Origin of the sequence: Dechloromonas sp. CZR5, from assembly GCF_008711155.1 — a bacterium.
In the GTDB taxonomy this organism is placed as follows: domain Bacteria; phylum Pseudomonadota; class Gammaproteobacteria; order Burkholderiales; family Rhodocyclaceae; genus Azonexus.
On the sequence record NZ_VUYQ01000001.1, the window covers coordinates 904,000 to 925,542 of the forward strand.

General features: G+C 62.9%; 22 protein-coding genes. 13 read left to right on the forward strand and 9 right to left on the reverse strand.

What is annotated here, in order from left to right; genetic code table 11:
- Positions 1–2 precede the first annotated feature (2 nt).
- Complete coding sequence (locus tag F1002_RS04370; RefSeq protein WP_191090299.1) at positions 3–2,345, reverse strand: fatty acid cis/trans isomerase; 2,343 nt, start codon at positions 2,343–2,345, stop codon at positions 3–5.
- Positions 2,346–2,533: 188 nt separating this feature from the next.
- On the opposite strand from F1002_RS04370, the gene yaaA reads away from it, so the two are divergent.
- Complete coding sequence (yaaA, locus tag F1002_RS04375) at positions 2,534–3,307, forward strand: peroxide stress protein YaaA (RefSeq protein ID WP_150427784.1); 774 nt, start codon at positions 2,534–2,536, stop codon at positions 3,305–3,307.
- Positions 3,308–3,311: 4 nt separating this feature from the next.
- Here the strand turns inward: yaaA and F1002_RS04380 are convergent, their stop codons facing one another.
- From F1002_RS04380 to F1002_RS04390, 3 genes are all read right to left on the reverse strand, one after another.
- On the reverse strand, positions 3,312–3,821 hold the full coding sequence (locus F1002_RS04380) for a TlpA disulfide reductase family protein (protein ID WP_150427785.1): 510 nt from the start codon (positions 3,819–3,821) through the stop codon (positions 3,312–3,314).
- A 48-nt stretch (positions 3,822–3,869) separates the two neighbouring features.
- Entirely contained in the window at positions 3,870–6,446 is a 2,577-nt protein-coding gene (locus tag F1002_RS04385; RefSeq protein ID WP_191090300.1) for a hybrid sensor histidine kinase/response regulator, read from the reverse strand.
- A 248-nt stretch (positions 6,447–6,694) separates the two neighbouring features.
- Positions 6,695–7,162: a putative toxin-antitoxin system toxin component, PIN family gene (locus F1002_RS04390; protein WP_150427787.1), complete on the reverse strand. Its 468-nt coding sequence runs from the start codon at positions 7,160–7,162 to the stop codon at positions 6,695–6,697.
- A gap of 51 nt (positions 7,163–7,213) precedes the next feature.
- Between F1002_RS04390 and F1002_RS04395 the strand changes: the two genes are divergently transcribed.
- Positions 7,214–8,173: a tRNA-dihydrouridine synthase gene (locus tag F1002_RS04395; RefSeq protein WP_150427788.1), complete on the forward strand. Its 960-nt coding sequence runs from the start codon at positions 7,214–7,216 to the stop codon at positions 8,171–8,173.
- A 5-nt stretch (positions 8,174–8,178) separates the two neighbouring features.
- Here F1002_RS04395 and F1002_RS04400 read toward each other — a convergent pair whose 3' ends face one another.
- A complete protein-coding gene (locus F1002_RS04400; RefSeq protein WP_150427789.1) occupies positions 8,179–8,436 on the reverse strand; it encodes a MoaD/ThiS family protein in 258 nt (85 codons plus the stop codon).
- 13 nt (positions 8,437–8,449) lie between these two features.
- A complete protein-coding gene (locus tag F1002_RS04405) occupies positions 8,450–9,598 on the reverse strand; it encodes a glycosyl hydrolase (RefSeq protein ID WP_150427790.1) in 1,149 nt (382 codons plus the stop codon).
- 224 nt (positions 9,599–9,822) lie between these two features.
- Between F1002_RS04405 and F1002_RS04410 the strand changes: the two genes are divergently transcribed.
- Both F1002_RS04410 and F1002_RS04415 read left to right on the forward strand, forming a co-directional pair.
- Entirely contained in the window at positions 9,823–10,491 is a 669-nt protein-coding gene (locus tag F1002_RS04410) for a tRNA (guanosine(46)-N(7))-methyltransferase TrmB (protein WP_223879470.1), read from the forward strand.
- Positions 10,488–10,802, forward strand: coding sequence for a YkgJ family cysteine cluster protein (locus tag F1002_RS04415; protein WP_223879453.1), 315 nt, complete (start codon positions 10,488–10,490; stop codon positions 10,800–10,802). Before F1002_RS04410 ends, F1002_RS04415 begins: the two co-directional genes overlap by 4 nt.
- Positions 10,803–10,912: 110 nt before the next feature.
- On the opposite strand, the gene F1002_RS04420 is transcribed toward F1002_RS04415, so the two are convergent.
- From F1002_RS04420 to F1002_RS04430, 3 genes are all read right to left on the reverse strand, one after another.
- The gene (locus tag F1002_RS04420; protein ID WP_150427793.1) at positions 10,913–11,380 is read right to left on the reverse strand and encodes a hypothetical protein; all 468 of its coding nucleotides are present in this window, start codon (positions 11,378–11,380) and stop codon (positions 10,913–10,915) included.
- Positions 11,381–11,485: 105 nt separating this feature from the next.
- Positions 11,486–12,136 carry a hypothetical protein gene (locus F1002_RS04425; protein WP_150427794.1) on the reverse strand — a complete coding sequence of 217 codons (651 nt, stop codon included), beginning with the start codon at positions 12,134–12,136 and terminating at the stop codon, positions 11,486–11,488.
- A gap of 127 nt (positions 12,137–12,263) precedes the next feature.
- On the reverse strand, positions 12,264–12,710 hold the full coding sequence (locus F1002_RS04430) for an Lrp/AsnC family transcriptional regulator (protein ID WP_150427795.1): 447 nt from the start codon (positions 12,708–12,710) through the stop codon (positions 12,264–12,266).
- Between the two features lie 153 nt (positions 12,711–12,863).
- Here F1002_RS04430 and F1002_RS04435 point away from each other — a divergent pair, with 153 nt between their 5' ends.
- The 9 genes from F1002_RS04435 (at position 12,864) to F1002_RS04475 (ending at position 21,530) form a co-directional block, all read left to right on the forward strand.
- Entirely contained in the window at positions 12,864–14,045 is a 1,182-nt protein-coding gene (locus F1002_RS04435; RefSeq protein ID WP_150427796.1) for a KamA family radical SAM protein, read from the forward strand.
- Between the two features lie 10 nt (positions 14,046–14,055).
- Positions 14,056–15,099: an L-erythro-3,5-diaminohexanoate dehydrogenase gene (locus tag F1002_RS04440; protein ID WP_223879454.1), complete on the forward strand. Its 1,044-nt coding sequence runs from the start codon at positions 14,056–14,058 to the stop codon at positions 15,097–15,099.
- Positions 15,100–15,163: 64 nt separating this feature from the next.
- Positions 15,164–16,201 (forward strand): hypothetical protein, encoded by a 1,038-nt coding sequence (locus F1002_RS04445; protein ID WP_223879455.1) that lies wholly within the window; start codon positions 15,164–15,166, stop codon positions 16,199–16,201.
- Entirely contained in the window at positions 16,182–17,747 is a 1,566-nt protein-coding gene (locus F1002_RS04450; RefSeq protein WP_150427798.1) for a lysine 5,6-aminomutase subunit alpha, read from the forward strand. The genes F1002_RS04445 and F1002_RS04450 overlap by 20 nt, the downstream gene beginning before the upstream one ends.
- A complete protein-coding gene (locus F1002_RS04455; RefSeq protein WP_150427799.1) occupies positions 17,740–18,480 on the forward strand; it encodes an OAM dimerization domain-containing protein in 741 nt (246 codons plus the stop codon). Before F1002_RS04450 ends, F1002_RS04455 begins: the two co-directional genes overlap by 8 nt.
- A 1-nt stretch (position 18,481) precedes the next feature.
- Positions 18,482–18,895 carry a hotdog domain-containing protein gene (locus tag F1002_RS04460; RefSeq protein ID WP_150427800.1) on the forward strand — a complete coding sequence of 138 codons (414 nt, stop codon included), beginning with the start codon at positions 18,482–18,484 and terminating at the stop codon, positions 18,893–18,895.
- On the forward strand, positions 18,892–19,704 hold the full coding sequence (locus tag F1002_RS04465) for a 3-keto-5-aminohexanoate cleavage protein (protein WP_150427801.1): 813 nt from the start codon (positions 18,892–18,894) through the stop codon (positions 19,702–19,704). The genes F1002_RS04460 and F1002_RS04465 overlap by 4 nt, the downstream gene beginning before the upstream one ends.
- A 278-nt stretch (positions 19,705–19,982) precedes the next feature.
- Positions 19,983–20,756 (forward strand): ABC transporter substrate-binding protein, encoded by a 774-nt coding sequence (locus tag F1002_RS04470; protein ID WP_150427802.1) that lies wholly within the window; start codon positions 19,983–19,985, stop codon positions 20,754–20,756.
- A gap of 15 nt (positions 20,757–20,771) precedes the next feature.
- Positions 20,772–21,530 carry an amino acid ABC transporter permease gene (locus F1002_RS04475; RefSeq protein WP_150427803.1) on the forward strand — a complete coding sequence of 253 codons (759 nt, stop codon included), beginning with the start codon at positions 20,772–20,774 and terminating at the stop codon, positions 21,528–21,530.
- The last annotated feature ends 13 nt before the right edge of the window (positions 21,531–21,543 follow it).

Below are 21,543 nucleotides of genomic sequence, written 5' to 3' on the forward strand. Positions count from 1 at the left end.
GCTCAATGGTTTTCCAGCCTGCTGTAGTCGAGGATGCCGAACTCGACCGGTCGCGCGGCCCGGTAAGCGTCATGGATGGCGTCGCTGGTCGGCCAGAAGCGACGGTCGGTTCGGCGTATGCCGTAGGTGTCGGTCAGGCGGACAAGATCGGCCTCGCTGCGCAGCGCCGCGACGGCGTCGGCGAAGCGGCCGGCATTTTGAGGCGTGATGGCGAATATCGCATTCGGATAGGCGCCGACGATGCCGTTCATGGCCAGCAACGTGTCTTCTTCCGGTAGCCGGCGGTCGGCTTCGCTGAAAATCTCGGCGACGTTGGTGTGGGCGCTGTTGCGGATCAGCGAAAAGACATGGGGCTTGCCGACGGCTGGCTGATAGACGATCAGGCTGTCCTCCGGCATCTGCGATGCGGCCAGGCCGCGGATGGCGGACAGTCGCCGCAGCGAGGCAAGATCGCTTTCCGGCAGCCCGCCGGCCTCCAGCTCCCGCGATCGGTCGCGGGATTTGACGGTGCGCTGGCCTAGCAGTTCATAGAGTTCGTTCAGCGTGTCCTTGCTGCGATAGCGGATGCCGGTTTCCAGCGGAAAGTAGCGGGCGGCGTCGGCGAGGTAGTCGTTGTGCGGCTTGCTGCGCTGGCGATACCAGTGGTCGAGAATCGGCTGACGATCCTTGATCGGCAGCAGGGCGAGAAAATTCAGCTCGCTCTCCATGCGCAGGAAGTCCATGTACAGGCGGGTTGCCAGCTGGTGCCCGATGTTGCCGTAAACGTCGAAGCCGGCGACCAGCAGGTAATGCATGCGTTCGAGCACCGGATAGCCGATGAGGAAGCTGGTTTGCGGCCGTTCGCCGGCCAGCCCCTTGATCACCGAGGCGCTGTCGAAATGCCGGAAGACGGTGAGCGCGACATTGGGGTTGGTGCCGTCGCCGTCCCAGATGTCGTTCAGCGTCGGGCGGGTGTCGCCGTACTTGAACTTCGCGGTGATTCGACTGCGCTCCTCGGTGTATTTGCGTTGCAGGCGGGAGTATTCATTCCAGGCGAGCAGGCCGGCCGTACTCTCGCGTTCGGCGGGGAGACGCAGCACCGGGCTGGCGGCATCGATGATCGCCTGCATGAATTGGGAGCTCTTGTCGTTGGGGGCGACGAAATAGACCCAGAAGTGATCGTTGATCGAGTTGAGCGCGAACTGGCCGCGGCAAACCGGGCCTTTCATGAAGCCTGCCAGCGTGAATTGCGCTTCGTCGAGCATCAGGCGATAGCGGGCGACGAGCGGCAGGTCGCGGAAGGTGACGAAGGGATTGGCCGCGCTTTCCGGATCGTAGCCGGGCAGGCGCGCCACGGCGTAGTCGGGTTTCAGGAACCAGTCGCGCAGACGTTCCATGCGCGCGGCGTCGAGCTGCATCGGCATGTGGGTCTTGGCGGACGGCGTGGATTCGATGCGGCGCAGGCGATACCACACGCGGTCGACACCCGGGTCGTCGTAGGGGCGGCGCGTGGCGATCAGATCGACGGGCTGGCCGGGCGGCGTCCGGCTGCGCACCAGTTCGAAATACGTGTCGGGCTGCTCGGCGAACCACAGCTGGCCGATGAACCAGTGTTCGTAGATGTAGCGGGCGGTCAGCCGGGCCTTGTTGCCGTCGGCATTGAGGAAGGCTTCCCAGTCGGCAACCTGGCGCAGCAGGGCGGCGGACAGCGGCGCAGCCGGGCTGTAGGGGGCACCGGCTTCGAGCCAGCGAGTGAGCGTCGCGTGTTCGTCAGCGGCGATGGGGTGCAGACCGAAGGGCATGCCGCGCGTGGGATGGCGGCGCGTGTATTCGTCCAGGCCTTCGGCCGGTACGCAGACTTGCGCACGGTTGAGCGAAAAATCGAGATCCGGGTCATTCAGCTGCCCGCCATCCGGTCCGGGGTGAATCTGCTTGAGGACGAGCAGGCGGGTCATCGCACTTGCTTCACGGTTGGCTTGCGCTGTCGGCTGGCGTTCGTTGAGAACCGGGAAAAAGCCCATGTCGCGCCATTGGGCGTTGGTCTGGGCGTCGATGCCGAGTCGTGTCGGCGCGCCGGCCAGCAGGCGGTCAGCAAACACGCGGTTGGTACTGGCGCCGCGTGTCAGGCCGCTGTAGCTGGCGAGGTTGAGCTGGCAGGGGGCGTCGTAGCAGGCATGGCAACTGACGCAACGATTGTCGAGTACGGGTCGGACATCTCGCCAGTAATCGGGGGCGCCGGTCGATACGGCCGGAAGGCGGTCGAAACGGGCCGGATCGGCCGGGCCGAAACGGTCGTCGAGACGTAGCGTGGCAACGGTAGCGCAGGCCGCGAGGAAGAGGAAAGGCAGTGGGGCGAATAAGCGCAAGAAAGTCTCCGCAGAGCAACGGGAAATGTGCACGTCATGCACACCGAGGGCAGCATCGTATCAAAATACGCGCTACTCGCCGGGGTAGTCGTCGATCCGCGCCGGGCACCAGCCGGCTGTTCGTCCGTAAGGACTGTCGCCGGTAGAATGTCGCGCAATTTCATCCCGGTATTTTTCGTAACGCAGCCATGCTCATCTTTCTTTCGCCAGCCAAATCGCTGGATTACAAAACGCCACCGCATGTGGCGGACTTTACCCAGCCCACTTACCTGAAACAGTCGGAGACCCTCATCAAGCAGTTACGCAAGCTGTCGCCGGCCGACATCGCGCAACTGATGAGCCTGTCCGACCCACTGGCGCTGCTCAATTTCGACCGTTATGCCGGCTGGTCCTTGCCCTTTTCACCGGAAAACGCCAAGCAGGCGGTGCTGGCCTTCGATGGCGATGTCTACGATGGGCTGGCGGCCAAGACACTGAGCGCCGACGACCTGGCATTCGCCCAGCAGCATGTGCGTATCCTGTCGGGACTCTACGGCATCCTGAAGCCGCTGGACCTGATGCAGCCCTATCGCCTGGAGATGGGAACGAAATTCGCCAACAAGGCCGGCAAGGATTTGTACGCTTTCTGGGGCGAAACCCTGCTCGATGCGATCAATGCCGAACTGGAAAGCATGTCGCGGCCGGTGGTGGTCAACCTCGCATCGGAGGAGTATTTCAAGGCGGCTGTCGGTCGCAAGATCCGGGGTGAGGTGATTCAGCCGGTGTTCGAAGACTGGAAGAGCGGCAAGTACAAGATCATCAGCTTCTATGCCAAGCGTGCCCGTGGCCTGATGACCCGCTATGCCGTCGCGAACCGGTTGGTCGATCCCGAAGGGCTCAAGGCCTTCGACAGCGACGGCTATGCCTACGTGCCGGAGGTCTCGGATGCGACGACCTGGGTATTCCGCCGCCGCGAAGGGTAAGCCTCTACAGCTTGAGCCTGAAGGTCCTGGCGATGGCCTCGACGGCCTCGCGGCTGTCCCATTCGTGGGCACCGTAATACTTGCCGAGCACCTTGCCGTCGGTGTCGACCAGAACGGTCAGCGGCAGGCGGTTGGCGCCCAGCATGTTCTCTAGTGGCCAGGGTTTGTCGTCGATGAACATCGGGAACGATGTGCCTGATTTCTGCAGGAACAGCCTGGCGTTTTGCGGGTAGTCGTCGGTCGATATGCCGATGACCGTGAATTGCCTGCCGTAGCGCTTGGCCAGCCGATCCAGCGAGCCCATCTCGGCCCGGCAGGGGCCGCACCAACTGGCCCAGACGTTGATGATCAGCGGTTTGCCCCTGAAATCCGAGGGCTTCTTTGTCGGTCCGTTCAGACCCTGCATCGGCAGGTCGCGCAGGGTGCTGCCGACATCGACCTCACCCGGGGTCTTGGCGTGGGCGGGGGATAGCACGGTCAGCGCGGCGACCAGGAAAGGGATGAACGGCTTCATGGAAATCCTGCAACGGGAAGTTGGCGGATTGTAGGGGATTCTGCCGGATCAGGCTTTCCGCGGTTCCAGCCACTTCAGGAGGGTGGTGAACAGCAGGTTCGGCTCGACCGGTTTGCCGATGAAATCGTTCATGCCGGCTTGCCGGCACTTGCTGCGATCTTCGGTGGCGGCGTTGGCGGTCATGGCGATGATCGGGACATCGCCGTAGCCGCCGATCGAGCGAATTTTCCGGGTGGCCGCCAGGCCATCCATCACGGGCATCTGGATATCCATGAGTATCAGGTCGAAATGCCGCGCCTCCGCCAGAGCGACGGCAGCTTCCCCATCGTCGGCGACGGTGACGGCCATGCCGGCCTCGCTGAGGTATTCGTTGATGATGCTCTGGTTGATGGGTTCATCTTCAACCAGCAGTACTTTCGTGCCGCCATATTCCCAGCGCAGGCGAAGGTCGGGTCGGGTATCGGGCGTGGCGGCAGGCTGCGGCGAGCGGGAAAAAATCGGGATGATCGCTTTCTGCAGGATCGCCTTGTTGATCGGTTTGACCAGCACCTCGGCAAATCCGGCGGCACGTGCCGACATGGCGATGCTGCTGTCTCCTGAGGCGGTGACGAGAATGCATGCCGGCGGGTGTTTCAGGTTCAGCTTCTGAATCGCGGCCAGGGTATCCATGCCGCTCTGGTCCGGCATCAGCAGGTCAAGCAACAGGATCGAAAACGGATCGTTCTCGGTATCCGCCTTCAGGATGGCCGCGATGGCTTCCTTGCCCGAGGCCACTGCCTCAGGGGACAGACCGATCTGGGTGAGCAGGTGAGTATGCACCATCTGCGTGATTTGCAGGTCGTCGGCAACCAGCGCCCGTCGCCCGGCCAGTTCCGGTTCGAGCGGAAGCGGTTCCTGATGTGCCTTGCCCAGGCGGGCGGTCATCCAGAACGTGCTGCCTTCGCCCGGCGTGCTGGTAGCACCTGTCTCGCCCCCCATCAATCCGGCAAGGTGGCGGGTGATCGCCAGGCCCAGGCCGCTGCCGCCAAACCGCCGTTGTGTCGTGGTGCCGGGTTGTTCAAATGCCTTGAAGAGCCTGGGCATGGCTTCGGCCGGGATGCCGCAGCCGGTATCCCGAACTTCGAAGCTGACCAGCAGCGTGGTGTCGGCTTCGTCCTCGATCTTGCCGCGCAGGACGATCGAGCCCTTGTCGGTGTACTTGACGGCATTGGCGAGAAAGTTGAGCAGGGCCTGTCCCAGTCGCGTGACATCGCCGTGCAGGACGGGAGGGAGATCGCCGATATCGATGACCAGCTCAAGCCCCTTGGCCTGCGCGCGCTTGACGACCACGTTGCTGATGCGTTGCAGCATTTCTTCCGGAGAAAAGTTGGCCAGCTCCAATTCCAGCTTGCCGGCCTCGATTTTCGACAGGTCGAGGACGTCGTTGATCACCTCCATCAGGTGGTCTGCCGCGCCGGCAATACGCGTCAGCTTTTCGGATTGTGTTGGCGTGATCCTGTCGCGGCGCAGCAGGTGCGTAAGGCCGATGATGGCGTTGAGCGGCGTGCGGATTTCGTGGCTCATGCTGGCCAGGAACTCGCTTTTGGCCTGGCTGGAGACTTCCGCTTGGGCGATCTGGGCTGCCAGGCGCCGGTTGAGATGCTTGATTTCCCGGGTCTTCTGCTTGAAGCGCCGGATCATGGCGAGCAAAGCAAGGCCGAAAGCCAGCCAGCTGATGGCGTACAGGATCGCTTTCTGTTTCCAGGGGGCCGGGAAGTCTTCGAGCGCCAGTCCGATGTCAAGGCTAAGCGGCAATTCGTCCAGTTTCCTGAAGTGATGCATGCGTTTGACGGAATCGACGGAGGAAACGGCTATGTACGATCCTTGATCCGCTCCGTCCTGTCCGGCCAGCGGTGTTTCACCGGGAGCCAGCATTTTTCCGGTTTGCTCACCGACGTCGGGAATGCGGGCAACCAGAAGGTCGTTGTCGGAAACAAGCGTGATCGACCCGCGCTTTCCAATGTCGACCTCGCTCAGGATGCTCTTGAAAACCTCGGTGCGCACGGCGGTTTGCGCAAGGCCGGCAAACCGGCCGTCAGGATGGTTGATGCGCCGGCTGAAGGTCATGACCCACTGACCGGAGAAGCGGGAGAGCATGGGGTCGGAAATGACCATGGGCAGCTTCCTGTCGCTTTTCTGGGCCTGAAAATAGGCCAGGTCGCCGACATTGAATCTCGGTAGCGTCCCGTCGTTTGCCGCACTGAACAGGACGGCGCCTTGCGCGTCGAGGATGCGCAGGCTGTTGGCCTGGCTTTCCTCAAGTGCCGCTTCTCGCCTCAGCAGATCGCGGTTTCCCTCCGCTCGCGTCCGCTGGAGGTTGCCAGCGACGACTGGTGCGTAGTCGTGCACCGCTTCACGCAGAACCACGTCGATCTTCCTGACGCTGGCGGCTAGCTGCTTCTCCAGCAGGCGGGCCTGGTTTTCGGCACTGGACAGCATATTGGCTCGTGCCTGGGCATAAGACTGCTGCAGGTCGTATCCGAGCAGGGCGGCGAGCGCCAGGGTCAATCCCAGCGCAATCAGCGACGGGCTGGAAGGCAAGTATCTGCGCGACGTAGGCGGCGACGGTTCGTGTCTCGTTTCCATGGCGGCTGGGGGCGTCATTGACCACGAATCATCCCCGAATGGGCGAGAGGTACTCGACGCTGAGTATGTTATTGGCGTAGCACGATAACATAGAGCGAGAGGCGGGGTGTGAGATATTCGGGACGCGCCGAGGCGCCTTGCCGTGCCGGGAAAAAAGCCCTTCCCGGGGTTGAAAAGGCTGGCCGGACAATGAGGTTTTTGGGGTTTGCTCAAACTGCGGCGTTCACCCCGGGCCCCGACGCCGGGGATCAGGCCGGCAGGGTGTCCTGTGGCAATCCGGATGGCGTGCCGCCGGCCATCTCGCCAAGGCGTTTCGAGGCGGCGGCCGGGCCGAGGATTTGAAAGGCAAGTCGGGTCCGTCCCCGCAGCTTGAGCAACGCCTTGTCCTTGCTGACCAGGATGTCGGCCTCGCAGCGGGCGGCGAGTTCGAGGAACTTCTGGTCGTCGCGGTCCTTGCAGCGCGGCAGGGGAGGCGCTTCGCCGTCGGGAACGAGCTGCACCAAACCGCTGTAGCGGGCGTAGCGCTCGCTGATCATGTCCGGTGTCAGCTTCAGTTGGGGGTAGGTCAGCACGCGTTGCAGTTCGTCCAGTGTGCGCTGATCGGCGAAGCAGGCGATGCGGCCGGCTTCCAGCGCGGCCATGATTGGCACGGCATCCACATTGGCCCAGTGGAAGAGGTCGAGGACGACATTGGTGTCTAGAACGATACGCAGCATGGGGGTGGATTATAATCGCCGCCTTTTCAAGCGCTTGCCGAAAGTTCGTCGATGTCCCGCATTCTTCTCGCCCCGATGGAAGGTCTTGCCGATCCGCTCATGCGGAACGTGCTCACGGCCGTTGGCGGCTACGATTGGGGAATCTGCGAATTCATCCGCGTCACCGAAAGCGTGCTGCCCAACCGCACCTTCCTGCGTACCTGTCCCGAATTGCACAACGGCAGCCTGACCGACTGCGGCACGCCGATGCGCGTGCAGTTGCTCGGTTCCGATCCGCATTTCATGGCGGCCAATGCGCGACGCCTGGTCAAGCACCGCCCGGCCGGCGTCGACATCAACTTCGGCTGCCCGGCACCCACCGTCTTCAGGCATCGCGGCGGCTCGGCGCTGCTTGGCGAACCTGAATTGCTGCACGACATCGTCAGCGCCGTGCGGGCGATGGTGCCGGCCGACATACCCTTCACCGCCAAGATGCGCCTCGGCATCGCCGATAGCGCCCTGGCCGTCGATTGCGCGCAGGCCATTGCGGCCGGCGGTGCCGATGAGCTGATCATCCATGGCCGGACCAAGGTGGACGGCTACAAGCCGCCGGCGCGCTGGGGCCAGATCGACCGCGTGCGGGCGGCGGTCAACATTCCCATCATCGCCAACGGCGAAGTGTGGACGGTGGCCGATTTCCACCAATGCCAACTCGAATCCGGCTGTGCCGACGTGATGATCGGCCGTGGTGCGCTGGCCGATCCGCTGCTGCCGCGCAAGGTACGCGGCGAGGAAACCGGCGGCTGGGAAGAACTTGTGCCCTCGGTCGCCACCTACTGGCGCGGTGTGCGCGAGCGGGTGCTGCCGGTGCATGCCGGCGGCCGCCTCAAGCAGTGGCTGATGTTGCTGCGTCGTCACTACCCGCAGGCCGAGGTGCTCTACCAGCAGTTGCGCCCGGTCAAGGCTGCCGAGGATATCGACAGCCTGTTGATCGAAGCCGGTATCGCCGACGATCTGCCGCTCGCCGCCTGAGCGGGCTAGCCGCCGCTCAGCGCCTGGACGATGCAGAGTTCGCGGTCCGGCCGCAGCGCGGTGTCCAGATCGAAGATCATTTCACCCGCATGGAAAATACGGATGTGGCGGCGAAGGCGCTGCTGTTCATCGACCATGCGAAAACGGATGCCGGGAAACTGGCGTTCGAGATCGGTGAGCACCGCTCCGACGGTGTCACCGTTCGCCTCGACTTGGGCGCTGCCGGTGTAGGCGTGCAGGGCGCTCGGGATCAGGACGCGCATGGCGGAACGGCGATCAGGCGACGCAGGCCGTTTCGACGGCATAGATTTCCGGCAAGTGCCGGGCGACGCAGGACCAGTGCGCACCTTCGTCGCGGCTGTGCCATAGTTCGCCGCTGGTGGTGCCGAAATACAGGCCGACGCTGGCTTCGCTGTCGGCGCACATGGCTTGTCGCTTGACGGTCCACCAGGCCTGCCCGGCAGGCAGGCCATTGTCCAGGCGCTGCCAGGTTTCGCCCCCGTCGCGCGTCGCATAGACCGCCGGCTGCCCCTGCGGGCTGGTCCGCGGCCAGACATCGGTGCCGTCCATCGGAAATACCCAGACGGTCCGGTCATCGCGCGGATGGATGACGACGGGAAACCCGACATCGCCGATATCCGCCGGCATGTTGCGGCCGATGCGCGTCCACCGGCGGCCGGGGCGGTCGAGACGGTAGATGCCGCAGTGATTCTGTTGGTACAGCCGATCCGGATTGGAGGGGCAGAGGCGCACGCAATGCGGGTCGTGGAAGGAGATTTCCCCGGAATCGAAGCCATCGACGATGTCCATGCCGTCGACGAGCGGCGTGAAAGTGTCGCCCCCATCACGCGATTCGTGGATGCCGCCGCCCGACATGGCGAAATAGAGGTGCCTGGGGTCGCGCGGGTCGACGATGATCGAGTGCAGCATGGGGCCGTCGGGCGTACCGTCCTGATAGGTGCCGAACCAGTGGCGGAACTGCGGATCGTCGTTGATCATCGAGAACGGCGCCCAGGTTTGTCCGCCATCCGCCGAACGAAAAAGACCCTGTGGCGAGGTGCCGGCATACCAGACACCTGGTTCGCTGGACGGGCCCGGTGTCAGCCAGAAGGTGCAACTGACGGCTCTGGCCGGTAAATCGTTGCGGGAGGGGCCGAAGGCAGGCGGGGTAGCCGCTTCCTGCCAGCTTTTGCCAAGATCGGTCGAGCGGAACAGGGTAGGGCCGAGGTGGCCGGTACTGGCCGAGGCAAGCAGGGTACGCCCGTCGCGTGGGTCAAGCACCATGTGGTTGATGATGTGGCCGAGAAAGTGCGGGCCATCGACCCGCCACGACTGGCGAGCGCTGTCCGTGTGATAGATCCAGGCGCCTTTCCGGGTGGCGACAAGCAGGGCGAGATGTTCGCGGGGAGGCCTTGGGGCGACCATGATCGTCTCCTCTCTGACGTGGTGAGTGGTGCACGCAGGTTTCATGGGAGGGAGCGTGTCGCCGCCAAATAGTTCCCCTTCCGTCCGGCAGGATCACCCATCGCCGGTCGAATTTTGCGACAATGGCGAGCCCGCCGGTCAAGCCGGAAAACTGGCCAGAAATGGAATCCACAAATGCCCGCCAACCGCGCCCGATCCTGCCTCCAATCCGTGTCGCAAAGGGTGTGATGGAAGGCAACTCCCGCTTCATCAGCAGCGCCCAGACCGGGCCGCACGACGATCTCGACGGGCTGGTCCGCCGCCATCTGGCGCACCCCTTCCGCAAGCCGATTCTCGACTACAACCGCGACGCCTTTGCCTTGGCCATGGTCGCCCGCGACGCCTGGAATCCTGCCGCCCCCCTTATTCTCGATGCCGGCTGCGGCGTGGGCTGGAGCACCCTGCGCATCGCCGAGGCCTTCCCCGACCACTTCGTACTCGGCGTCGACCAGTCCAGCGACCGCATCGGTCGTGGCAAACCCATGGAGCTGCCGGCCAACGCGCTGCTCGTCCGCGCCGATCTGGTCGATTTCTGGCGCCTGCTGGCGGAGAATGGCGTCCGTCTGGCCCGCCACTACAACCTCTATCCCAATCCCTGGCCGAAAATCGGGCATCTCGCCCGGCGCTGGCACGGGCACGCCGTGTTTCCCGTATGGCGCGAACTGGGCGGCGAGCTGGAATGCCGCAGCAACTGGCGCATCTATATCGAGGAAATGGCGCAGGCGCTGACCCTGCTCAATGGAAAGCCGGTGGCGGCCGAACCCTGGCATACCGATGACCCGATCACGCCTTTCGAGAAGAAGTATCTGGCATCGGGGCATGAGCTGTGGCGCTGCCGGGTGAGTCTGCCGTGAGCGTCTGCCAAAGCTGCGGCGCCTGCTGCGCCAGCTTTCGCGTCGATTTTCACCCAGCCGAACTGGCCGGCGGCGCCTTCGCCTGGGGCGAGGGCGTTCCCAGGGCACTGACCGTTCCCGTTACCGCCAGCATCGTCCGCATGCGCGGCACCGACGACCCGGCCCCCCGCTGCATCGCCCTGGCCGGTGAGGTTGGCGTCGCAGTCAGCTGTACCGTCTACGACGCACGACCATCACCGTGCCGGGAATTCGACGTGGAACACGCCGCCTGCAACCGGGCGCGGCAACGTTGCGGATTGCCGCCGCTCTAGGTCGGGCATCCGGTTGTGGCGGCAAGGCTGCAATTTGCAAGGCGAACCGGTGTTTTCTGGGTTTGGCAACAATCGGGATCAGGCCACGGTGTGCAGCGTTAGGCCATGTCCTACAGTTTGGTTTTCAGCCGGAAAGACGATGTGTATTTCGCCCGGCCATACTTTGCTCCCGGCAAATTCCAACCGATGAATAGGTCAATGAATCGCTTCGAGGTAACCGGCAAAGGCCGCCGATATAGCCAGTAGCCTCCCGCGTTGGCGTAGTAGAACCCTTGCTGGGTGTAGGGCGTGTCAAGGCAGCCAAATGCGCTGTAGCTGATCTTGTTTCCACCGTTACGGATCAGCCAGCGGGTACGGTTGATCCAAGACAGCGGGTCGGTGCCGATCAGGTGCTCCTGTTTCCAGCCGTCGTCACCGCTCAGATCGTTGTCGACGGTGTCGAGCCATTTGAACGGGCTACGCAAATGGCGACGGTCGGGGGTGACAAAACAGGCGGCAAGAGGGGAGATGACCGTGCACAGGATCGAGAACACCAGATTGACCGGGAGAAGCAGAAGCCAAAGGAATTTTTTCATCATCAAACGTGCCGATACGATGGAATAAGTGGGGGCCTACGGTCGAATTTTATGGCAGGCCCCCAAAAATACCGAATTGATCGTACTTTTTCCCGATAACCTGAAGCGCTATCGGCATCCCTCCAGCGATCCGCAGGTGATCGCCAGACGGCGCCCGTCCTGGCATTGGAAGGTCAGGGTTTCAACCGCTTTTCCATGGTTGCCAATGTCTGGACTCTCTTTCGCAATGCACTGTTTATCCCTGGCAAGCCTGCTGGCGGTGTAGTCGAATCGGGAAACAGGACGCAGTTGCTTGGTTGCGTATTGAGCATCCTGCTGATTTCCCGGCTGCCTGGTCGTCGCATTCGCATCAGTTGCGCCAGATATGGGGTCAAGCTCCGCATCGATCATGCTTGGATTCAAATTGAACATCGCGCCGGTCAGCGGATCGACAATCACCATGCCGACAACCCCGCCCAGCAAAATATTTGCGAAATACCACGGATTGATGCCGGGAGTTATATCGACGATTTTCGTTTGATAGCCTTCCTTGCTGATCTTCGCCTTATAGGCATGCGGGCTGAAATAGCCGACGCCGCGTTGTAGTTGTACCGTTCCCGCTGAGTCTCCGGCGGCAATTTGAGAGCCATTGGCATTGCTGATGCTGTAACGGGCACCTGGGGTTGTGCGGATTGAAACTTCCTGTGTAGTACCCGAAAAAATGGATGCGCATCCGCTGCAAAGCACGGCAACGGCAAGAAGTGGCGAAAACCTGTTCATGTTTGTCTCGAAAAAAGGGTCAAAACGCAATATTCCATGATAATTGCCTTTGATTGAATATGTCTAATGACATATGCCGTCTTGGGCAATCGGGGCGGTTCCGGATGTTCGTATTCCTGATCTGCGTTCAATCCGGCCTATCCAGCTTGGTGCTCAGCATGATGGTGGAGAAGGTTTCGATGACGCCCTTGATGGCGCGGAAGCGGTCGATGACGCTGTCGAGTTCTTCCGTGGAGTCGGTGCTCAGCATGGCGCACAGGTCGTAGCGGCCGCTGACCGAGAACAGTTTGCGGACTTCGTGGCGGCGCGAGATGGACTGGATGATCTCGTGCTCGCACTTGGAGTCGATGGAGATGAGTACCATCGCCCGGATGCCGGGGCCGCGCTGCGGGGTGGAAACGCCGATGGTATAGCCGGTGATGACGCCGGCGCCTTCCAGCGCCTTGAGGCGCAGCTGTACCGTGCTGCGCGCGCAGCCCAGTGCCTTGGCCAGTTTCACGACGGGCAGGCGGGCATTGACCTTGAGCAGGTCGATCAATTGGCGGTCCAGGGCATCGAGCGGCGTGGTGCTCATGGCGTTTCACTCAGTTTGTTTTGTTGTCGGTCATTATGACTGAAGTTTTTTTGCCGATTCAATCATTGTGATTGTTTTCGTCGGCCGAAGGCGCTTCCTAGAATGCCCTCATGCCACTGCTGAGCGCAGGGTCATTCACTTTCAGGAGGAGCCATGTTGCACAAGATCGTTTCCATTACCCCGGGCAAGTTGCTGTTGCGCGAGGAACTCGATGCCTATGATCCGGCGGCCGAGCCATGGCAAAAGCAGTTTGCCCGCCGCTATGTCCATCATTCCGAGATGAAGGGCATCCTCAACCATATCGAGGACGTCAACGAAACCGTCTACGACAAGTTCGCCGTGTCGGTGACGCCCTACATGGCGCAGCTGATGGATCGCGACGATCCGAACTGCCCGATCCGCCTGCAATACCTGCCCACCTTCCACGAGGAAGCCAAGCCGGGCTTCGCCACCATGCTCGACGAGCTGGGCGAAGAGGGCGACACCATTCCCGGTACCAGCGTCGTGCACCGCTACCCGCGCCGCGTGCTGTTCCTGGTCAGCAACACCTGCGCCACGCTGTGCCGCTTCTGCACCCGCAAGCGCATGGTATCGCGGCCGACCGGCTCGGTGCACAAGGACGAGATCGAGCGTTCCATCGACTACATCGCCGGCAACAAGGACATCGACGACGTGCTGCTTTCCGGCGGCGATCCGCTGACCTTCGACGACGAGCGCCTGGACTACATCCTCGGCCAGATTCGCAGCCGTGCGCCGCATGTCCGCTTCCTGCGCATCGGTTCGCGCATGGTGGTGCAGCTGCCGACCCGCGTCACCCCTGAACTGTGCGCCGTGCTGGAAAAGCATCGCGTGCAGATGATCAATATCCACATCAACCACCCCAAGGAAATCACGCCGCTGCTCCGTGAGCGGGTCAAGATGATCCAGAAGGCCGGCGTCATGATGGGTCTGCAGACGGTGTGCTTGCGCGGCGTGAACGACAACGTCGAGATCATGCGCGAGCTGTTCATGCAGGCCATCGAGATGGGCGTGCGTCCCTATTACGTGTACTCGACCGACATGGTCGAAGGCGCCCACCACTTCATCGTCCCGCATGCCCGCATGATCGCCCTGTACGAAGGCCTGCGCGGCTGGATCAGCGGGCCGGCGGTGCCGACCTTCATCGTCGATGGCCTGGGCGGTCTCGGCAAGCTGCCGATCATCCCCAGCTACGTTCGCGAGGAAGTGCGCCCGGACGGTCAGGGGACGACCATCAAGTGCCGCAACTACAAGGGCATGGAAGTCGAGATGCCGGGTCTCGGTGTCGAGTTCCGCGTGCCGAGCCAGAGCAACTGAGGGGGGCGGCATGAGCAGTGCAATGCAATCCGCCTACGGCACCCACCGCGTGATCGAGCCACCCGGCGTATTACCGCAAGGGGCGTGGAAGATCGACAACAGCATGGCGGTCGGCGAACGCGAGATCCTGATCGACGTGGTGGCGCTCAATGTCGATGCCGCCAGCTTCACGCAGATCAAGGGCGAGGCTGGCGGCGATGCCGGCCGGGTCGGTGAGATCGTCACCGACATCGTGGCCCGGCGCGGCAAGCTGCACAACCCGGTCACCGGGTCGGGCGGCATGCTGATCGGCCGGGTGCGCGAGATCGGCCAGGCGCTGGCCGGCAAGAGCGACCTCAAACCGGGCGACCGGATCGCGACGCTGGTGTCGCTGTCGCTGACGCCGCTGCGCATCGACGCCATTCGCGCCATTCACCTTGACCGCGACCAGATCGAGATCGACGGCCAGGCCATCCTGTTCGAGACCGGACTGTATGCCGTGCTGCCGGACGACATTCCGGAAAAGATGGCCCTGGCTATCCTCGACGTGGCTGGCGCACCGGCGCAGACCGCCCGCCTTGTCAAGAGCGGCAACACGGTCGTCGTCATCGGCGGCGGCGGCAAATCTGGCACCCTGTGCGTCTACGAGGCCAGGAAGCAGGCCGGGCCGTCCGGTCGTGTCATCGGTGTTTCGCCCTTCGCCAGCGATTGTGTGCGCATGCGCGAACTCGGCTGGGTCGACCATGCGCTGCAGGTCGATGCCGGCAACGCGGTGGCGATGATGGAGGCGGTGTCGGCCGTCACCGATGGCCGGATGGCCGACGTGACGATCAACTGCGTCAATATTCCTGGCACCGAGATGGGCAGCATTCTCGCTACCCGCGACGGCGGCCGCATCTACTTCTTCTCGATGGCGACCAGCTTCACGGCCGCCGCGCTCGGCGCCGAAGGCGTCGGCAAGGATGTCGAGATGATCGTCGGCAACGGCTACGCCCGAGGGCACGCCGAGCTGGCGCTGAACCTGCTGCGCGAGAGCGAGACGCTGCGCCGGCTGTTCGAACAGCGCTACGTCTGAGGGCATGGCGATGCGTGTCCTTCAATCCCGTTGTCGGCTGTGGAGGGGCATCCGCGAGGGCGGCATGACGACCCTGGCGGTCATGGGAATGAGCAAGAACACCGGCAAGACGGTGGCGCTCAATCGCCTGCTGGCCTCTGCCGCCGCCGACGACGTGGCGGTGGGCGTGACATCCATTGGGCGCGATGGCGAGGCGCTCGATCAGGTGTTTTCCATCCCCAAGCCGCCGGTGGTCGTGTGGCCCGGGATGTTGGTGGCGACGGCGCGCGAGACCCTGCAACGGGCCAAGGCGCGCTGCAAGCTGGTCGACGGCAGCGGCATCGACAGCCCGATGGGCGAGATCGTGGTCGTCAAGGTGCTCGACGGCGGCGAAATGGAAATCGCTGGTGCCTCGCGCGGCCACGACCAGCTGAACATCATTGCCCGGCTGCGCCAGTGCGGTGCCAGCCAGGTGTTTCTCGACGGTGCTCTTGGGCGCAGTCAGCATGCCTCGCCGGCCATCGCCGATGGCGTGGTGCTGGCGACCGGCGCGGCAGTCGGTGGCGGCATCCAGGATGTGATTCGCAAAACGCGCGACCGGCTGGCCATTCTCGGCATCGCCGAAGCCGATGCCCTCACCGTGGCGCGTTGCACGCCGGTCTTCGCCGAGGGCGGCGTCGGGATGTGGGATGCCGATGGCAAGGTGCTTTTCCGGGCCGCCATTCCCAGCCTCAATGCCGGTAGCGTGCTGCTCGCCAATGACCAGGCATCGCTGGCTGGCGTGGCGGTCAGCGGGGCGGTGGGGCGCCAGTTGTGGCTGGCGCTGGAGACGCTGGCCCGCCGTCACAAGGGGCTGTGGGTGGTGATCGCCGACGGCACGCGGCTCTTCGTCGATGCCGCCGACCTCGCTGCTTTCAGGGCGCTGGGCGGGCAACTGGTGGCGATGCGTCGTATCCGCATGGCCGGCCTGACGCTCAATCCTTTTTCGCCGCTGGGCGGCCATTTCGCCGCCCGTGAATTTCTCGAAGCCAGCAGGGCAGCCTTCGACGGGCTGCACGTCACCGACGTCCTGCTGGAACAAAACCAACAAGAGGAGCAACCGGATGGCTCATTTGCAGCTTGACCAGGCGCGGATCGACCGCGCCCGGAATTCGGCGCGGCGCATCGCCGGCCGGGTATTCGATGACATGGATCGTTCGACGACGACCACCGTGGAGCGGGCGACCCTGCGCCTGATGGGCATCGACGGCGTCGATGAAAACCAGGTGCCGCTGCCTAACCGCGTGGTCGACCACTTGCAGGAACAGGGTTTGCTGAACCGTGGCGCGGCGCTGGCCGTCGCAGCGGCGATGAACGAGCAGGGCTGGACCGCGCAGCAGGTGGCCGAAGCCGTCGCTGCCGGGCGTCTGGTACTCGATGGCGGCGGCGATGACACGGCGGCGCGCAACACGGCCGATGCACTGGCCGCTCAAAGTTGCGAGCACATCGCCGCCCAGCGGGCGCAGCGCGCCGCGCTGATCGGCAACAGCGGCGAGAATGGGGAGGTGGCGCAACCCTGGCTGTACCTGATCGTCGCCACCGGCAACATCTACGAGGACATCAAGCAGGCGCGGGCGGCGGCCGAGCAGGGCGCCGATATCGTCGCGGTGATCCGTTCGACCGGCCAGAGCCTGCTCGACTACGTGCCTTACGGCGCGACGACCGAGGGCTTTGGCGGCACCTACGCCACGCAGGAGAACTTCCGCCTGATGCGCGCCGCGCTCGACGAGGTAGGCGCCAAGGTCGGCCGCTACATCCGCCTGACCAACTACTGTTCCGGCCTGTGCATGCCCGAGATCGCCGCGATGGGCGCCATCGAGCGCCTCGACATGATGCTCAACGATTCGATGTACGGCATCATCTTCCGCGACATCAACATGCAGCGGACCTTCATCGACCAGTTCTTCTCGCGCATGATCAACGGCTACGCCGGGATCATCATCAACACCGGCGAGGACAACTACCTGACCACGGCTGATGCCGTCGAAGCGGCGCATACCGTGCTCGCCTCGCAGATGATCAACGAGCAGTTCGCCTACCTGTCCGGCCTGGCACCTGAACAGATGGGCCTCGGCCATGCCTTCGAGATCAACCCCGAACTGGAGAACGGCTTTTTGTGGGAACTGGCCCACGCTCAACTGGTGCGTCAGGTCTTCCCCGATGCGTCGCTGAAATACATGCCGCCGACCAAGCACATGACCGGCAACATCTTCAAAGGCCATGTTCAGGATGCGCTATTTAATATGGTCAGCACGGTGACGCAGCAGAACATCCACCTGCTCGGCATGATGACCGAGGCGATCCATACGCCTTTCATCCAGGACCGCTTCCTCGCCATCCAGAATGCCCGCTACGTCTTCGGCACCATGCGCGACCTGCATTCGGAAATCGAATTCAAGTCCGGCGGCCTGATTGAGCAGCGGGCGCAGGCCGTCTTGGCCGAAACCGAGTCCATGCTTGCCGAGATCGAACGCATCGGCCTGCCGTCGGCCATCGCCCAGGGCATGTTCGCCGAGATCAAACGCACGGCGACCGGCGGCAAGGGCCTCGACGGCGTGATTGCCAAGGCGCCCGGCTATTACAACCCCTTCCCGAAACGCATGCTGCAAGGAGGCCCACGCCATGGCTGAACAATGGATCAAACCCTATGGCGACACGCAGGATGACGGCCGGGTCCAACTTTCCTTCACGCTGCCGGTGCCGCTCGACGAGGTGTCGAAGGAGGGAGCCCGCCGGTTGGCGCTGGCCATGGGCCTTGATGAGCCAGCCGTGGTCCACGCCGAGGACATGGGGCAGGGCTTCTCGTTCTACGTCCTCTACGGGCAGAGCAAGCACCGTATCGACCTGTCCACCATCCAGGTCGCCAAGCCGGAATTCGAGGTGCTCGACAAGGAGGGCGTCAATGCATTGATCGCCGAAAAAATGGGGCGCAAGATGGTCGTTGTCGGCGCCTGTATCGAGACCGACGCGCATACCGTGGGGATCGACGCCATTATGAACATGAAGGGCTACAACGGCCACAAGGGGCTGGAGAGCTACCACGAGGTGCGCGCCATCAACATGGGGGCGCAGGTCGATTCCGAGGAACTGGTGGCGCGGGCCATCGAGGAGCGGGCCGACGTGATTCTGGTGTCGCAGGTGGTGACGCAGAAGAACATCCACCTCGACAACCTGACGCGGCTGTCCGACATTCTGGAGGCCGAGGGGATGCGCGAAAGGATCATCCTCGTCGTCGGCGGGCCGCGCATCAGCCATGAACTGGCCAAGGAGCTGGGCTACGACGCCGGCTTCGGGCCGAAGAGCTATGCCGAGGACGTCGCCTCGTTTGCCATCAACGAATGGATCAAGAGAAAGGCCGCCTGATATGGAAAGCCCGCAAACCCCGATCACCAGCCTGATCCGCCTGCGCATCGGCGCTCACGATGTGCATTACGCCGGCAACCTGGTCGACGGTGCCAAGATGCTCAACCTGTTTGGCGATGTGGCAACCGAACTGCTGATCCGCAGCGACGGCGACGAAGGACTGTTCGTCGCCTACGACAGCGTCGAGTTCCTGGCGCCGGTGAGGGCCGGGGATTACATCGAGGCTTTCGGTGAAATCGTCTCGCTGGGCAAGACCTCGCGCAAGATGCGCTTCGAGGCGCGCAAGGTCATCGCCGCGGCCGATGTGCCGGGCCAGCCCTCGGCAGCCGATGTGCTGGAAACGCCGGTGGTTGTCTGCCGGGCCAGCGGCACCTGCGTGGTGCCGGTCGAGTGCCAGCGCGGCGGTCGTCGATGAATCCGCTGATCATCACGGCCGCGCTGACCGGCGCCGAGGTCGGCAAGGAGCAGCAACCGGCCCTGCCGATCACGCCGGACGAGATCGGCGAGGCGGCGGCGGAGTGTGTCGCTGCCGGCGCAGCCATTGTGCATCTGCATGCCCGCTGGCCGGACGGCCGACCGACGCAGGATGCCGGCGTTTATCGCGAGATCATTGCCGCCGTGCGGTCGCGTTGCGACGCCATCATCCAGGTCTCGACCGGCGGTGCCGTCGGCATGAGCGCCGAGGAGCGTATGGCCCCGCTGGCGCTCAACCCGGAGATGGCGACACTATCGATGGGTTCGGTCAATTTCGGCGACGAGGTGTTTCTTAACCAGCCGGCCGATATCGAAACCTTCGCTGTCGCCATGCGCGAACGGGGTATCCGTCCGGAGCTGGAGATTTTCGACGCCGGCATGCTGGCGACGGCCAATCGCTGGCTGCAGAAGGGCAAGCTGCCGGCCAATCCGCATTTCGATTTCGTGTTGGGCGTGCCGGGCGGCATGCCGGCCACGCCTGAGGCCTTGCTCTACCTGAAGTCGCAGTTGCCGGCCGGAGCGACGTGGACAGTGGCCGGGCTGGGCGCTGCCCAACTCACCATGGGAACGCTGGGCATCATGCTCGGCGGTCATGTCCGGGTCGGCTTCGAGGACAACATCTATTTCAGCAAGGGGGTACTCGCCCACAGCAATGCGCAGCTGGTCGAACGTGTCGCCGGACTGGCGCGCACCCTGGGCAGACCCCTGGCAAGCCCCTTGGAAGCGCGAAAAATGCTCGGTTTGGTTTAATTGATTTACTAACTGTATATTTAGATAGATCAAAACGACATTTTTGTATGTAAAAAATCAACAATAAACTGTCATAAACTTACAAAACGTTCAGTGTTTGTGTCGTAATGACAAAATGTTATCTTTTTTGGTAGTAAAGTGGGGGTATACCCTACTAGGTCGGCAACCCCTTAAACCATAGAGTCGCAACGCGGTAATCCCCGATTCGACCAGCTGGAAGAGAAGGCGTCTTGATAAAAAATAGGGGGTTTTTCAGTTTCAAATTCACAGGAGGAGTTATGAAATTCATTAATCGATGGGTGGCGGCCGTTTCCGCCGTTGCGCTGCTGGCAGCGGGTGCAGCGGAGGCGCGCGACTGGGGGACGATCAAGGATTCCGGAACGGTGATTGCCGCCACGGAAGGCGCTTTTTTTCCGTTCAATTATTTCGAAGGGTCGAAACTGACAGGCTTCGAGGTCGAACTGGCTGAGGCCGTGGTCAAGCAGATGGGCATGAAGATCGAGTGGCGTGTGGTCTCCTTCGACGCGCAGCTGGCCTCCATTCGCCAGGATCGCTTCGATTTCGCCATCGCCTCGCACGGCTTCACCGAGGAGCGCGGCAAGGCGGTCGATTTCGCCAATCCGCACTACTGTACCGGCGGCCAGATCGCCGCCCACCCGAACGGTCCGCTCACCGTTGCCGCCCTGAACGGCAAGACGGTCGGCGTTCAGCTGGCAACCAGCTACTTCGACAACGCCAAGAAGATTCCCGGCGTTCAGGAGGTCAAGACCTACAAGGCCGACCCGGAAGCCTTCTCGGCGCTGAAGTCGAAAAAGGTCGACGCCTGGATTTCCGACAAGTGGCTGATCAAGTCCACGCTGGAAAAGAATGCCGACTCGGGCATCGTCGTCGGTGAACAGGTTTTCGTCGAGCGCGTGTCGATGATCCTGCGCAAGAACAACAAGGAACTGAAGGAGCAGTTGAACAAGGCGCTGGAAGAGGTCGTCAAGAGCGGCACCTATCAGAACCTGTCGCAGAAGTACTTCAAGACCGACATTTCCTGCCGCTCCTGATAGGTCCGAATCAACATGAATTGGACCAAGCAACATCCCGGACTGGCGATGTTCGCGGCGATGATCGGTCTCCTGCTGTTCCTGTGGGGGATGGCGGTGCCGCTGTCGTGGGCACCGGACCCCATCGGCCAGGCGGCGCAGCAGTTCGCCGAAGGCACGCGAATGACCGTCCTGCTGACCCTGATCTCGGGGACTGCCGGTGTCGTCCTCGGCGTTCTCGCAGGCCTCGGCAAGCTGTCGTCGGTGCCGCCCTTGCGCTGGATCAGCGAATTCTACGTCTGGCTGATCCGCGGTACGCCCCTGCTGCTGCAGATTCTCTTCGTCTGGCTGGCGGTGCCTACGCTGTTGCCCGATTCGATGCAGATATCGGACTTCGCCTGCGCCGCCATTGCACTGGCGCTGAACATCGGCGCCTACAACGCCGAATGCGTCCGCGCCGGCATCCTTGCCGTTCCGCACGGCCAGGTCGAGGCCGCACGGGCGCTGGGGCTCTCGCCGTTTCAGACCTTCGTCGATATCACCTTGCCGCAGAGCATGCGGGTGGCCTTGCCGGCACTGGCCAACAACCTGGCGTCGCTGGTCAAGGATTCCTCCCTGGCCTACGCGATCAGCGTGGTTGAACTGACCATGGTCGGTTACCGGGTGCAGGCCGAGAGCTATCAGCCGATCCCGGTATTCGTCACCATCGCCGTGATCTACCTGATATTGACCACCGCCTTCACCTCGCTCACGGCCGCGCTGGAATCCCAGCTCGATGTCGGCCGCAAGCGCTAGGAGCCTACGATGA